The sequence below is a fragment of the Streptomyces anandii JCM 4720 genome (assembly GCF_014650655.1).
Taxonomy (GTDB): domain Bacteria; phylum Actinomycetota; class Actinomycetes; order Streptomycetales; family Streptomycetaceae; genus Streptomyces; species Streptomyces anandii.
In genome coordinates, this window is the sequence record NZ_BMVJ01000003.1 from 431,817 (window position 1) to 446,173 (window position 14,357).

Here is a 14,357-nt window from a genome sequence, read left to right on the forward strand (position 1 = left end):
TGACCGGTCCCCGGCATACTAAGCGGTCGCTTGCCGCGAGGGGAACACCTGGCCTCAGTCACCTTTCCCACGCCGCGACGGCCGCGCACGTACGTGCATCCGCTCGCCCTGCGGCCCGAACAGGCTCAGGAACTCCACCGGCCCCTCCCCCGTCGACCCGAACCAGTGCGGCACCCGGGTGTCGAACTCCGCCGCCTCACCGGCCGTGAGCACCACGTCGTGCTCGCCCAGGACGATCCGCAGCTTCCCCGAGAGCACGTACAGCCACTCGTACCCCTCATGGGTGCGCGGCTCCGGCTCCTGCCTGCGCCGGGGTTCGAGCACCTTGAAGGCCTGGAGGCCGCCCGGCTGCCGGGTCAGCGGCCAGTGGGTGCGGCCGCCGCGCACGATCGGCTCGGCCCGCACCCGTGGGTCGCCCACGGGCGGGGCGCCGACCAACTCGTCGAGCGGCACCTGGTGGGCCTGCGCGATGGGCAGCAGCAGTTCGAGGCTGGGCTTGCGCAGGCCGGACTCCAGCCGGGACAGGGTGCTGACCGAGATGCCGGTCCTCTCCGAGAGGGCGGCGAGGGTGACCTCGCGCTCCTTGCGGATCCTGCGCAGCCTCGGCCCCACACCCGCGAGTACGTCGTCCGTCGTCATGTCGACATTGCAGGTTCGGCAAAGACGTTTGTCAATCCGGCGGCCACGGGCGACCTTCGGCTGCGGAGGTGGTCACCCATGACCGAGAGGAATGCCGAGGACGTTCGCGAGAACGCCTACGAAGTGGTCGTCGCCGGGGGCGGCGCGGCCGGGCTGTCCGCGGCCCTGGTGCTCGGCCGGGCGCGGCGGCGCACCCTGGTCGTCGACGCGGGCGAGCCGCGCAACGCGCCCGCCGCGCACCTGCAGGGCTTCCTGTCCCGCGACGGCATGCCGCCCGCGGAGCTGCTCGCCGTCGGTCGCGAGGAGATCGCCCGCTACGGGGTCGGGCTGGTCCGGGACCGGGCGGTGCGGGCCGAACGCGGCGCGGACGGGGAGTTCGACGTGACCCTGGCGGGCGGGCGCACGGTCCACGCCCGCCACCTGGTCGTCGCCACCGGTCTGAGGGACGAGCTCCCGCCGGTCGCGGGGCTCGCCGGGCGCTTCGGCCGGGACGTGCTGCACTGCCCCTACTGCCACGGCTGGGAGGTGCGCGACCAGGCCTTCGGGGTGCTGGCCACCACACCGATGAGCGTGCACCAGGCGCTGATGGTGACCCAGTGGTCCAAGGACGTCACGCTCTTCCTGCACGAGGTGGCCCGGGAGCTGCTGTCCGACGGCGACCTGCGCAGACTGGCCGTGGCCGGCGTCGAGGTGGTGCCCGGGGAGGTTGCCGGAGTCGTCGTCGAGGACGACCGGCTGACGGGGGTGCGTCTCGCGGACGGCACGGTGCACGCACGCGAGGCGCTGTTCCTGGCGCCGCGCGCGGTGCCGAACACCGGCCTGCTGGAGCAGCTGGGCGCCGAGCTGGCCGACACCCCGTTCGGCGCGTACCCCGTCATCGACGAGCGGGGCCTGACCACGGTGCCCGGGCTGTGGGCGGCCGGGAACGCGAGCGGCTTCGCCGAGCAGGTGATCAACGCGGCGAGCCGTGGCTACCGGGCGGGCGCGGCGATCAACGGCGAGCTGCTGTTCGCCGACCTCGACGCCGCCGTCGCGGCCGCCCAGGACCAACAGGCCACCGAGGCCGTCGCGGTCGCCGGGCCCGCGGGCGACGCCCCGCGCGGGAGCGCGCAGGTGTAGAGCCGCGCCCCGCGGTGCACCATGACTGCATGCTGCTCGCCCGGCTCGCACAGGTGTCGCGGGAGGTCGCGGCCACCTCGGCGCGGTCCCGGAAGACCGCCCTGCTCGCGGAGCTGTTCCGGGACGCGGAGGCGGACGACGTGCCGGTCGTCATCCCGTATCTCGCGGGCAGGCTGCCGCAGGGGCGGCTCGGCGTGGGCTGGAAGGTGCTCGGGCGCAGGGTGCCACCGGCGGCCGGGCCCTCGCTCACCGTGCGGGAGGTCGACGCGCGGCTGAGCGAGCTGGGCAAGGTGTCCGGCCCGGGCTCGCAAGCCGAACGGGCCCGGCTCGTGGGCGAGTTGATGGGCGCGGCCACCGAGGACGAGCAGCGGTTCCTGCTGGGGCTGCTCACCGGGGAGGTCCGGCAGGGGGCGCTGGACGCGATCGCGGTGGAGGCGCTGGCCGGGGCCACGGGCGCGCCGGCGGCGGACGTGCGGCGGGCGGTGATGCTGGCCGGGTCGCTGCAGACGGTCGCGCGGGCGCTGCTGGCGGAGGGACCGGCGGCACTGGCGCGGTTCCGGCTCACGGTGGGCCGCCCGGTGCTGCCCATGCTGGCGCACAGCGCCTCCTCGGTGGCGGAGGCGGTGGAGAAGCTGGGGGCGTGCGCGGTCGAGGAGAAGCTGGACGGCATCCGGGTCCAGGTGCACCGGGACGGCGGGACGGTGCGCATCCACACCCGCACACTGGACGACATCACCGACCGGCTCCCGGAGGTCACCGCGGCCGCCCTCGAACTGGCCGGTGAGCGGTTCATCCTCGACGGCGAGGTCATCTCCTTCGGCGCGGACGGGCGCCCGCGCTCCTTCCAGGAGACAGCGGGCCGGGTGGGCTCGCGGCTGGACGTGGCGACGGCGGCCGAGCAGGTCCCGGTCTCCCCGGTGTTCTTCGACGCCCTCGCGACCGGCGACCGGGACCTGCTGGACCTGCCCTTCGCCGAGCGGCACGCCGAGCTCGCCCGGCTGGTCCCGGAGCCGATGCGGGTCAGACGCACCCTGGTGTCCGGACCGGCGGACGTGCGGCGGGCCGAGGAGTTCCTCGCCGACACCCTCGCGCGCGGTCACGAGGGCGTGGTCGTCAAGGCGCTCGACGCCCCGTACAGCGCGGGCCGGCGGGGCGCCTCCTGGCTGAAGGTCAAGCCCGTGCACACGCTCGACCTGGTGGTCCTGGCGGCCGAGTGGGGCCACGGCCGCCGCACCGGCCGGCTCTCCAATCTGCACCTGGGCGCGCGGACCGCGGACGGCGGCTTCGCCATGCTCGGCAAGACCTTCAAGGGCATGACGGACGCGCTGCTGGCCTGGCAGACCGAGCGCCTGCGCGAGCTCGCCGTCGAGGAGAAGGACTGGGGCGTGGTCGTACGGCCCGAACTGGTCGTCGAGATCGCCTACGACGGCCTGCAGCGCTCCACGCGCTACCCGGCGGGCGTCACCCTGCGCTTCGCCCGCGTCGTGCGCTACCGCGAGGACAAGCGACCGGAGGAGGCGGACACGGTGGAGACACTGCTGGCCGCGCACCCGGAGGTACGGCCGTGACGGACGACCGCCGGGACGGGCGGGACGAGCAGGGCCGGCGGGACGAGCAGGGCCGGCGGGACGAGCAGGGCCGGCGGGACGAGCAGGGCCGGCGGGACCGCCGCGAGCACCGGGCCCGCCGCGGCAGGCGCAGCGCGGGTCTGCTCCTCTTCCGGCGCGCGGGCGACGGCCTGGAAGTGCTGCTCGGGCACATGGGCGGGCCGCTGTGGGCCCGGCGCGACGCGGGGGCGTGGACAGTGCCCAAGGGCGAGTACGAGCCGGACGAGCCCGCCTGGGAGGCCGCTCGGCGCGAGTTCCGTGAGGAGCTGGGGCTGGCGCCGCCCGACGGCACGGCGCTGCCGCTCGGCGAGATCCGGCAGGCAGGCGGCAAGGTGGTCACGGCCTGGGCGGTCGAGGGCGACCTCGACCCGGCGGCGATCACGCCGGGCACGTTCGCCATGGAGTGGCCGCCGCGCTCCGGGCGCACGCGGGAGTTCCCGGAACTCGACCGGGTGGCGTGGCTCGGCCTGGACCGGGCCCGCGAGGTGATCGTCAAGGCCCAGGCCGCGTTTCTGGACCGGCTGGCTGAGCACTCGCTCTGACGAGGCAGGGCCTCACGCGTTGCGGCGGGCACCGCGGCGCGCGAAGGTCGAAGCACAGCCCGCGCGAAGGGGAGGTCAGCCATGTCCACCATCGCCACGGTGAACCCGGCCACCGGCGAGACGCTCAAGACGTACGAGGCCATGGGCGAGGAGGAGATCGAGCGCCGGCTCCAGCTCGCCGAGGCCACCTTCCGCACGTACCGGACGACGGCCTTCGCCGAGCGGGCCCGGCTGATGGACCGCGCCGCCGGCCTCCTGGACGAGGACCAGGACGAGATCGCCCGGGTCATGACCACGGAGATGGGCAAGCCGGTCAAGCAGGCCCGCGCGGAGGCCGCCAAGTGCGCCAAGGCGATGCGCTGGTACGCCGAGCACGCGGAGGAACTGCTCGCCGACGAGGAGCCCGCCGAGTCGGACGTGAAGGACTCCGGCGCCTCGCGCGCCCTGGTCCGCTACCGGCCGCTCGGTCCGGTGCTCGCGGTGATGCCCTGGAACTTCCCGCTGTGGCAGGTGATCCGCTTCGCCGCGCCCGCGCTGATGGCGGGCAACGTCGGGCTGCTCAAGCACGCCTCCAACGTGCCGCAGACCGCCCTGTACCTGGAGGACCTGTTCCACCGGGCGGGCTTCACCGAGGGCTGCTTCCAGACGCTGCTGATCGGCTCGGGCGCGGTGGACGACGTCCTGCGCGACGAGCGGGTGAAGGCGGCCACGCTCACCGGCAGCGAGCCGGCCGGGCGTGCCGTCGCCTCCACCGCCGGGGAGATGATCAAGAAGACGGTGCTGGAGCTGGGCGGCAGCGATCCGTACGTCGTGATGCCCTCGGCCGACCTCGACCGGGCCGCCCGGGTGGCGGTGACCGCGCGGGTGCAGAACAACGGGCAGTCCTGCATCGCCGCCAAGCGGTTCATCGTGCACACGGACGTCTACGACGCCTTCGCCGAGCGGTTCGTGGCCGGCATGGAGGCGCTGAAGTCCGGCGACCCGATGCAGGAGGACACCGATGTCGGGCCGCTCGCCAGCGAGCGGGGCCGGGCCGATCTGGAGGAGCTGGTCGACGACGCCAGGCGCGGCGGGGCGCAGGTGCTGTGCGGTGGGCGGCGGCCGGACTGGCCCGGCTGGTACTACCCGCCGACCGTGCTGTCGGGCATCACCCGTGAGATGCGCATCCACCGGGAGGAGGCCTTCGGGCCGGTCGCCACGCTGTACCGCGCGGCGGACCTGGACGAGGCCGTGCTCATCGCCAACGACTCGTTGTTCGGGCTGAGTTCGAACGTGTGGACGCGTGACGGGAAGGAGGTCGACCGATTCGTACGGGACCTGGAGGCGGGCGGGGTGTACGTCAACGGGATGACCGCCTCGCACCCGGCGCTGCCGTTCGGCGGGGTGAAGCGGTCGGGGTACGGGCGTGAGCTGTCCGGGCACGGAATCCGCGAGTTCTGCAACATCACCACGGTATGGCACGGGGCGTGACGCTTCCGCGGCTACGATCCCCTTTGTGAACCGCGAAGTGACTCTCCCTCTGATCGTCGACGACCGCGGTACCTTGCAGGTGGCCGCGGCCGATGTGAGCAAGCTGCTGCGGACGGTGGGCGGCCGGTGGCTGCGCCTGGTGGAGACCGGGCAGGAGCGTCTCGACGAGGACACGGTCGCCGCCCTGACCATCGAACTGGCCAAACTGGCCGACCGCATCGACGTCGCCTGCATCGCCCACAGCAGCGGAGCCGCGTCGGGGTGAGCGCGCGCGAGGGGCGCGTCTGCGCGCCCTCCAGGGCCGGGGCACCTCTGACTCCGAGCGCGGCACGCAAGTCCCTGGCCCGGACGGCCGCTTGGCGACGCGGCCCGGGGCGGCCCCGAGCGGCGGCCGGGGCCGAACCCGGAGCCCCGCCCCCGGGGCGAGGCCGCCCTCCCTCACGGCTCCGCCGCACCACCGCACGCGCACCGCGGCGCGTCCACCACCCCGGCCGGACGGCGCCCCCCCCCCGCGGCCGAGTCGCCGTGACCCCAAGGGCCGGCCGCCGCGTGGCCCCGGACCCGGCGGCAGGCCGCCGAGTCGCCCTCCCGGGCCACCGTCCGGGGGCGTGGGCGGTAGGTGGTGGCGCGCGGGGGGCGGGTGGGCGTGCTTTCGGGGGGCGTTGGTTTCGCGGGCTTCGAGGGTGGTGGTGCGGGGACCATGGGCGAGGCTTTGACCTGCGGGGATGCCGGGTGCGGGGTCGGCGGGCCCTGTGTGCGGCGGGGGCTGTGAGGGGCCCTGTGCCCGTCCTCGGCGTCGCCGGATTGGAGTAGTCCGGCGCGAGATCGTAGCCCTCCCGGGCGATCGTGGTTGGACCACCCTTCTGGGTGCACAACCCTCTGACCGGGGGGCTACCGGCCTTCCGGAAGGCGAAAGCAGGCACGGCTCATGGCGACTTTGTGCAGACCCTCGGTGTCCGTTCCAGAGCACGTCATCACGATGGAGGAAACGCTCGAACTCGCGCGTTCCCACCACGCGGACCACCCGCAACTCCCGCTGGCCCTCCGGCTGATCGAGAACACCGGTGTGCGCACCCGGCACATCGTGCAACCCATCGAGGAGACCCTGAAGCACCCGGGCTTCGAGGATCGCAACAAGCTCTACGAGCAGGAGGCCAAGGCACGGGTCCCCGCGGTCATCCAGCGGGCGCTCGACGACGCCGAGCTCCTGACCACCGACATCGATGTCATCATCTACGTCTCCTGCACGGGCTTCATGATGCCCTCGCTCACGGCGTGGCTGATCAACGAGATGGACTTCGACCCGACCACCCGCCAGATACCCATAGCCCAGCTGGGCTGCGCGGCCGGCGGTGCGGCGATCAACCGGGCCCACGACTTCTGCTCGGCCTACCCGGACGCCAACGCGCTCATCGTGGCCTGCGAGTTCTGCTCGCTGTGCTACCAGCCCACCGACCTCGGCGTCGGCTCGCTGCTCTCCAACGGCCTGTTCGGCGACGGCATCGCCGCCGCGGTGGTCCGCGGCACCGGCGGCACCGGCGTCCGCCTGGAGCGCAACGGCTCGTACCTGATCCCCAAGACCGAGGACTGGATCGCGTACGACGTCCGGGCGACCGGTTTCCACTTCCTGCTGGACAAGCGGGTGCCGACCACGATGGAGCCGCTCGCCCCGGCCCTGCAGGACCTGGCCGGACTGCACGGCTGGGACGCGTCCGACCTGGACTTCTACGTCATCCACGCGGGCGGCCCCCGCATCCTGGACGACCTGAGCAAGTTCCTGAAGGTCGAACCGCACGCGTTCCGGTTCAGCCGGGCCACGCTCACCGAGTACGGCAACATCGCCAGCGCCGTCGTGCTGGACGCGCTGCGGCGGCTGTTCGACGACGGCGGCACCGACGAGCGGGCCCGCGGACTGCTCGCCGGGTTCGGTCCCGGCATCACCGCGGAGATGTCGCTGGGCCGCTGGCAGATCGGGGACGGGTCATGAGCGAGGAGATCCTCGTCGAGACCCTGCCCCCGGTGCGGCACTGGCCGGCGAGCGACCTGACCGGGGCCGACTTCGACCCCGTGCTGGCCGAGCTGATGGCGGAGGGCCCCCTCACCCGCATCGAACTGCCCAACGGCGAGGGCTGGGCGTGGCTGGTGACCCGCATGGACGACGTGCGGATGGTCGCCAACGATCCCCGGTTCAGCCGCGAGGCGGTCATGGACCGGCAGGTCACTCGGCTGGCACCGCACTTCATCCCGAGCCGGGGCGCGGTCGGCTTCCTGGACCCGCCCGACCACACCCGGCTGCGCCGCTCGGTCGCCCCCGCGTTCACCGCGCGGGGGGTGGAGCGGGTGCGCGAGGACGCCCGTCGGATGCTGGACGAGCTGGTCGACGAGCTGCTCCGGGACGGCCCGCCCGCCGACCTCACCGCGGCGGCGCTCAGCCCCTTCCCGATCGCGGTGATCTGCGAGCTGATGGGCGTGCCGGCCGCCGACCGGCACGGCATGCACAACTGGACGCAGCTGATCCTGTCCTCCTCGCACGGCGCCTCGGTCAGCGAGAGGGCCAAGGAGGAGATGGGCGCGTACTTCACCGGCCTGATCGGCGCACGGTCGGGGAGCACCGAGGAGGACGTCGCCTCGCTGCTCGGCGCCGCCGTGGGGCGTGGCGAGATCACCATGGAGGAGGCGGTCGGTCTCGCGGTGCTGCTGCAGATCGGCGGCGAGGCGGTCACCAACAACAGCGGACAGATGTTCTACATCCTGCTGACCCGCCCCGAGCTGGCCGAGCGGCTGCGCGCCGAGCCGGGGATCCGCCCCCAGGCCATCGACGAACTGCTGCGCTACATCCCGCACCGCAACGCGGTCGGGCTCTCCCGGATCGCCATGGAGGACGTGGAGATCGCCGGGACGCGGATCCGGGCGGGCGACGCGGTCTACGTGTCGTACCTGGCCGCCAACCGCGACCCGGCAGTCTTCCGCGACCCGGAGGAGATCGACTTCGATCGCGGCCCGAACCCCCATGTGGCGTTCGGCTTCGGCCCGCACTACTGCCCCGGCGGCCAACTGGCCAGGCTGGAGTCGCAGTTGCTGGTGGACGCGCTGCTCGACCGGATACCGGGGCTGCGGCTCGCGGTGCCGCCGGGTCAGGTGCCCTTCAAGAAGGGCGCGTTGATCCGCGGCCCCGAGGCCCTGCCCGTGACCTGGTGAGCCGGCGATGACCAGCGAGGGGCTGCTCGTGCCGCCGGGAGAGGGCCGGGTCGTGGAGACTCCGGCCCAGCGGGTGACCTTCAAGGTCACCGGCTCCCACTCGCGCATGGCCTCCACCTTCGAGGTGGAGGTCCCGCCGGGCTTCGACGTGGGCGCCCATGTGCACACGCGCAGCGAGGAGTTGTTCTACGTGCTCGAGGGCGAGCTGGACGTGCTCGCCTTCGAGCCCCGCATCCGCACCCCCGACCACTGGCAGCGCTGGGAGTCCACCTCGGGCAACAAGGTGGTGCGGGCGGGCCCGGGCACGGTGATCGTGGTGCCCCCGGGCTGCCCGCACGCGTTCGCGAACCCGACGGACACCCCGGCGAAGATGTTCTTCCAGGCCTCTCCGCCCCCGGACCACGAGCGGTACTTCGAGGAACTGCTGGAGATCCTCGGCAACGGGGGGCCGCCGGACCACGCGGCGATCGAGGAGCTGCGGACGCGCTACGACATCGAGCAGCTGACGCCGCTCAGGCACCGCTAGAGCCTCTCTTCCGGATCCTGCCGTCGGTCGCGGGGTCTGCCGGGAGGCGAGGCAACTCGGAGCCGGCCTGATCCGGAAGAAAGGCCCTAGCCGCGGCGCGCCCGGCCGGACGCCGGATCCGCTCTACCGGATCGGCATTCCGGAGACCGTGCGGGCGATCACCAGCCGCTGGATCTCGCTGGTGCCCTCGAAGATGGTGTAGATCGCCGCGTCGCGGTGCATCCGCTCCACCGGGTACTCCCGGGTGTAGCCGTTGCCGCCCAGGATCTGGATCGCCTGGGCGGTGACCTTCTTCGCGGTCTCGCTGGCGAACAGCTTGGACATCGAGCCCTCGGCGCCCGTGAACGGCTTGCCGTTGACCGCCATCCAGGAGGCGCGCCACACCAGCAGGCGGGCGGCGTCGATCTGGGTGCGCATGTCGGCGAGCTGGAAGGCGACGCCCTGGTTGTCGATGATCGGCCGGCCGAACTGCTCGCGGGTCCTGGCGTAGTCGAGGGCGACCTCGTACGCGGCGCGGGCGGTGCCCACGGCCATGGCACCGACGGCGGGGCGGGACGCCTCGAAGGTGGCCATCGCCGCGTTCTTCACGCGCTCGCCGCCCTTGGCGGCCTTCTCGCGGGCGCGGGCGAGCCGCTCGTCCAGCTTCTCCTTGCCGCCGAGCAGGCAGGAGCCGGGGACGCGCACCTGGTCGAGGATCACCTCGGCGGTGTGCGAGGCGCGGATGCCGTGCTTCTTGAACTTCTGGCCCTGGGCGAGGCCCGGGGTGTTGGGCGGGATGATGAAGGAGGCGTGGCCCTTGGAGCCGAGCTCCGGGGCGACGGAGGCGACGACGACGTGGACGTTGGCGATGCCGCCGTTGGTGGCCCAGGTCTTCGTGCCGTTGATCACCCACTCGTCCTTGGCCTCGTCGTAGACCGCGCGGGTGCGCAGGGAGGCGACGTCGGAGCCGGCGTCGGGCTCGGAGGAGCAGAAGGCGGCGACCTTGACGTCGTTCGCGTCGCCGTACATCTGCGGGATCCAGGTGCCGATCTGCTCCTCGGTGCCGTTGGCGAGGACGCCGACGGCGGCGAGGCCGGTGCCGACGATCGACAGGGCGATGCCCGCGTCGCCCCAGAACAGCTCCTCCATGGCCATGGGGATGCCGAGGCCGGTGGCGTCGAAGTACTGCTGGGCGTAGAAGTCGAGGGAGTAGATGCCGACCTTGGCGGCCTCCTGGATGACCGGCCAGGGAGTCTCCTCACGCTCGTCCCATTCGGCGGCCGCGGGGCGGATGACGTCGGCGGCGAACCCGTGCAGCCAGTCCCGGACCTCCTTCTGTTCGTCGTTGAGCTCCATGGTGAACTCGGCCATGTCCCCTCCAGCGGTGCACATGCGTGTTACTTGCGGTAACACTACTGTGTTACTGACCGGTAGGAAAAGTCAACTCCTCATGATCTCTCGGCAGCCCGTTCGATGTCTCAGGGCCCGTCAGTGTTAGTTTGCGCAGGCGTCACCGAAACAGCACGGGTGGGGAGAGCTCATGGACACCACGCAGCGGACCGATCAGCAGCGGTCCGCCGACCGCCGAAGGCGCGAGCTGCTGGAGGCCGCCGACCGGGTGGTGCTGCGCGACGGCCCGCAGGCCTCGATGAACGCCATCGCCGCCGAGGCCGGCATCACCAAGCCGATCCTCTACCGCCACTTCGGCGACAAGGGGGGCCTGTACGCGGCCCTCGCCAAACGGCACACCGACGCCCTGCTCGACTCGCTGCGGGCCGCGCTGGACGCGCCCGCGGACCGGCGTGAGCGGGTGGAGTCGACGCTGGACACCTACCTCGCGGCGATCGAGGCCCGGCCGCAGGTGTACCGGTTCCTGATGCACCCCGCGGAGGCCGGCCAGAGCACCGACCAGGGCTTCGACGTCGGCCTGCACTCCGCCCCGCTGTTGCGCCGCATGGGCGAGGAGCTGGCCCAGGTCATCGAGGAGCGGCTGGACCTCGGCCCGAACAGCCAGCAGCTGGCCCGGGTCTGGGGACACGGCATCGTCGGCATGATGCACGCGGCGGGCGACTGGTGGCTCGGCGAGCGCCCCTGCTCCCGCGCCGAACTGGTCCGCAGCCTCGCCGACCTCCTCTGGGGCCGCCTGGCAGCAGCCGGCGACAAAATGGGCGGCCCCGGCTTCTGACACACCCCGCCGACCGAGCCGGGCCCGGCACCTGTGACCACCGCCCGGCCTTGAGCCCCGGCCCCGGACCCCGCCGACCGAGCCCACCCCGGCGCCCGGACTCAAGGCCGGTGACCGGGCCGGCGGCCGGGCTCCTGGCCGGTGGCCAGGGTCGGGGCCGGTGGCCGGGCCCCGCGCGAGTGGCGGGCTCAGGGGCTCTGGTCGAGGTTTACGGGTGGTGGGACCAGGGGGCCTTTGCGGCCTGGCGTTGGAGTTTGCGGTGACGGCGGCCTGTCAGGTGGTCGGAGTAGAGGCGGCCGGCGAGGTGGTCGCACTCGTGCTGGAGGCAGCGGGCGAAGAAGCCGGTGCCGTGCACGGTGACCGGCTCCCCCGTCACCGTGCAGCCCTCGACGACCGCGTGGTCGTAGCGCTCGGTGCCGGCCTCCAGGCCCGGCAGGGACAGGCAGCCCTCGGGGCCGCGCACCACGACCCCGTCCGCGGTGACCAGGCGCGGGTTCACGAGGTGGCCGAGGTGCCGCACGTCCTCGTCGTCCGGGCAGTCGTAGACGAACACCCGCAGCGGCTCCCCCACCTGGTTCGCGGCCAGTCCGACGCCCTGGGCGGCGTACATCGTGGCGAACAAGTCCTCGACGAGCGCGGCAAGTTCGGGGCCGAAGGCGGTGACCTCCCGGCAGGGCGCCCGCAGCACCGGGTCGCCGAGCAGGGTGAGGGGCCGCACGCGCCCGCGGGCGCCCGGGATCGAGCCGTGTCGCATGGCGGCAAGGGTACGGTCCTCCTGGACGCGCGAGAGGCGCGCGGCTTTCGTGACCGTGCCGGGATTCGGGAGCGCGAACGGATCTCGATAGGCTGAGGTCCACACCACGTTGCCGGATGGCTCAGGCGCGGCGCGTACGCAAGGAGGATCGAGAACTGATGGCAGGCAACTCGGACCCGCTCACGCCGCGGGCCAAGCTGGCCGTGACCGCGGGCAAGGCGGTCGCGGCGGCATCGCGTGCCGCGGGGCGCGGCAGCGGTTCGGTGATCGGCGGCCGGGTGGCGCTCAAACTCGACCCCGACCTCCTGGCCCGGCTCGCCCAGAACCTGGACGTGGTCCTGGTCTCGGCGACCAACGGCAAGACCACCACCACCCGGCTCATCGCCGAGGCGCTGCGGGCCGCCGGCCCCGTCGTCTCCAACGCACTCGGCGCCAACATGCCCGCGGGCATCACGTCCGCGCTGGCGGGCGGCTCGGACGCCCGGTACGGCGTGATCGAGGTCGACGAGAAGTACCTCGCGGGCGTGGCCCGGGACACCGACCCCAAGTGCATCGCGCTGCTCAACCTCTCCCGCGACCAGCTCGACCGCGCCGCCGAGACCCGGATGCTCGCCGAGAACTGGCGCGAGGGCCTGGCCGGCTCCAAGGCCGTGATCGTCGCCAACTGCGACGACCCGCTGGTCGTGTGGGCGGCGTCCTCCTCCCCCAACGTGGTGTGGGTGGCCGCCGGGCAGATGTGGAAGGACGACGCCTGGTCCTGCCCGTCCTGCGGCGGTGTGATGCAGCGCCCGGGCGACGACTGGTTCTGCGGCGAGTGCGGCTTCCGCCGGCCCACCCCGAGCTGGGCGCTCTCCGGCGAGCACGTCCTGGACCCGCACGGCTCGGCCTGGCCGATCCACCTCCAGCTGCCGGGCCGCGCCAACCGGGCCAACGCCGCCTCCTCCGCCGCCGTGGCCGCCGTCTTCGGCGTGCCGCCGCAGGTGGCGCTGGAGCGCATGTACCAGGTGCAGGCGGTCGCCGGACGCTACGACGTGGTGCAGTTCCAGGGCCGCGACCTCAGGCTGCTGCTGGCGAAGAACCCGGCCGGCTGGCTGGAGACGTTCTCGCTCATCGACCCGCCGCCCACCCCGGTGATCCTCTCGGTCAACGCGCGCGGCGCGGACGGCACCGACACCTCCTGGCTGTGGGACGTGGACTACACGCGCCTGACCGGCCACCCGCTCTTCGTGATCGGCGACCGCAAGCTGGACCTCGCGGTGCGCCTGGAGGTGGCCAACCAGCACTTCCAGGTCTGCGAGAACCTCGACCAGGCCGTCCAGCAGGCCCCGCCGGGCCGGATCGAGGTCATCGCCAACTACACCGCGTTCCAGGACCTGCGCCGCCGCGTCGGCAACTGACCACGAAGGACGAGCACTTCATGAGTGACAACCAACTGCGCCTGGTGTGGATCTACCCGGACCTGCTGAGCACCTACGGCGACCAGGGCAACGCGCTCGTCGTGGAGCGGCGGGCCCGGCAGCGCGGCCTGGACGTGGCCCGTCTCGACGTGCGCAGCGACCAGCCGATCCCGACCTCCGGCGACATCTACCTGATCGGCGGCGGCGAGGACCGGCCGCAGCGGCTCGCGGCGGAGCGGCTGCGCCGCGACGGCGGTCTGCACCGGGCCGTGGGCAACGGCGCGATCGTCTTCTCGGTCTGCGCCGGCTACCAGATCCTCGGCCACGAGTTCATCAACGACCTCGGACAGCGCGAGCCGGGCCTCGGCCTGCTGGACGTGGTGTCGGTGCGCGGCGAGGGCGAGCGGTGCGTCGGCGACGTGCTGGGCGACATCGACCCGCGTCTGGGGCTGCCCCAGCTGACCGGCTTCGAGAACCACCAGGGCGTCACCCACCTCGGTCCCACGGCCCGCCCCTTCGCCCAGGTCCGCCAGGGCAACGGCAACGGCACCGGCGACGGCACCGAGGGCGCGTACAACGACACCGTCTTCGGCACGTACATGCACGGCCCGGTCCTCGCCCGCAACCCGCTGATCGCGGACCTGCTGCTGAAGCTGGCCCTCGACGTGAACGCGCTGCCCCCGGTCGACGACCGCTGGTACGAGGCGCTGCGCACCGAGCGCATCGCCGCGGCCCAGCAGCCGGCGTAGTAGCGTCCTCACGCGCGTCGCCCCACGTAGGAACGGTTCTCCACGGGTTCTCCCGGGGTCTTCACGGCCCTGGGGAACCGTCCGCGCGACCGGCCCGCCGGGCCATCTCACCGAGCCCGTCTGACGGGCCGTACGCACAGGTGAGCGGCCCCGTCCAGCAGGCGGACGCACGGTTCGGCCCTCCCCCCTGGT

General features: G+C 73.1%; 12 protein-coding genes and 2 pseudogenes. 11 read left to right on the forward strand and 3 right to left on the reverse strand.

Translation table 11 applies throughout. The annotated features are described in order from the left end of the window. Window positions 1-54: 54 nt before the first annotated feature. On the reverse strand, window positions 55-639 hold the full coding sequence (locus IE249_RS07895) for a helix-turn-helix domain-containing protein (protein ID WP_189704041.1): 585 nt from the start codon (window positions 637-639) through the stop codon (window positions 55-57). A gap of 78 nt (window positions 640-717) precedes the next feature. Here IE249_RS07895 and IE249_RS07900 point away from each other — a divergent pair, with 78 nt between their 5' ends. The 8 genes and pseudogenes from IE249_RS07900 (at window position 718) to IE249_RS07935 (ending at window position 9,101) form a co-directional block, all read left to right on the forward strand. Continuing rightward, entirely contained in the window at window positions 718-1,758 is a 1,041-nt protein-coding gene (locus IE249_RS07900; protein WP_189704042.1) for an NAD(P)/FAD-dependent oxidoreductase, read from the forward strand. A 29-nt stretch (window positions 1,759-1,787) separates the two neighbouring features. Next, a complete protein-coding gene (locus tag IE249_RS07905; protein WP_189704043.1) occupies window positions 1,788-3,326 on the forward strand; it encodes an ATP-dependent DNA ligase in 1,539 nt (512 codons plus the stop codon). Between the two features lie 125 nt (window positions 3,327-3,451). Then, window positions 3,452-3,907: pseudogene (locus IE249_RS07910) on the forward strand (NUDIX hydrolase); the annotation flags it as partial. 81 nt (window positions 3,908-3,988) lie between these two features. Then, entirely contained in the window at window positions 3,989-5,377 is a 1,389-nt protein-coding gene (locus IE249_RS07915) for an NADP-dependent succinic semialdehyde dehydrogenase (RefSeq protein WP_189704044.1), read from the forward strand. Window positions 5,378-5,402: 25 nt separating this feature from the next. Further along, a complete protein-coding gene (locus IE249_RS07920) occupies window positions 5,403-5,642 on the forward strand; it encodes a DUF6213 family protein (RefSeq protein WP_189704045.1) in 240 nt (79 codons plus the stop codon). A gap of 654 nt (window positions 5,643-6,296) precedes the next feature. Next, a pseudogene (locus IE249_RS07925) lies at window positions 6,297-7,364 on the forward strand (type III polyketide synthase); the annotation flags it as partial. Next, window positions 7,361-8,575, forward strand: a complete 1,215-nt coding sequence (locus IE249_RS07930) for a cytochrome P450 (protein ID WP_189704047.1) — start codon at window positions 7,361-7,363, stop codon at window positions 8,573-8,575. The pseudogene IE249_RS07925 and the gene IE249_RS07930, both read left to right, overlap by 4 nt. A gap of 7 nt (window positions 8,576-8,582) precedes the next feature. Then, a complete protein-coding gene (locus tag IE249_RS07935; RefSeq protein WP_189704048.1) occupies window positions 8,583-9,101 on the forward strand; it encodes a cupin domain-containing protein in 519 nt (172 codons plus the stop codon). A 123-nt stretch (window positions 9,102-9,224) separates the two neighbouring features. Here the strand turns inward: IE249_RS07935 and IE249_RS07940 are convergent, their stop codons facing one another. Next, window positions 9,225-10,451, reverse strand: coding sequence for an acyl-CoA dehydrogenase family protein (locus IE249_RS07940; RefSeq protein WP_189704049.1), 1,227 nt, complete (start codon window positions 10,449-10,451; stop codon window positions 9,225-9,227). 169 nt (window positions 10,452-10,620) lie between these two features. Between IE249_RS07940 and IE249_RS07945 the strand changes: the two genes are divergently transcribed. Continuing rightward, a complete protein-coding gene (locus IE249_RS07945) occupies window positions 10,621-11,265 on the forward strand; it encodes a TetR/AcrR family transcriptional regulator (RefSeq protein ID WP_189704050.1) in 645 nt (214 codons plus the stop codon). Between the two features lie 208 nt (window positions 11,266-11,473). Here the strand turns inward: IE249_RS07945 and def are convergent, their stop codons facing one another. Next, window positions 11,474-12,019: a peptide deformylase gene (gene def, locus IE249_RS07950; protein ID WP_189704051.1), complete on the reverse strand. Its 546-nt coding sequence runs from the start codon at window positions 12,017-12,019 to the stop codon at window positions 11,474-11,476. Between the two features lie 158 nt (window positions 12,020-12,177). Between def and IE249_RS07955 the strand changes: the two genes are divergently transcribed. Both IE249_RS07955 and IE249_RS07960 read left to right on the forward strand, forming a co-directional pair. After that, window positions 12,178-13,416, forward strand: coding sequence for a MurT ligase domain-containing protein (locus tag IE249_RS07955; RefSeq protein WP_189704052.1), 1,239 nt, complete (start codon window positions 12,178-12,180; stop codon window positions 13,414-13,416). Between the two features lie 20 nt (window positions 13,417-13,436). Continuing rightward, window positions 13,437-14,165 (forward strand): type 1 glutamine amidotransferase, encoded by a 729-nt coding sequence (locus IE249_RS07960; RefSeq protein ID WP_189704053.1) that lies wholly within the window; start codon window positions 13,437-13,439, stop codon window positions 14,163-14,165. The last annotated feature ends 192 nt before the right edge of the window (window positions 14,166-14,357 follow it).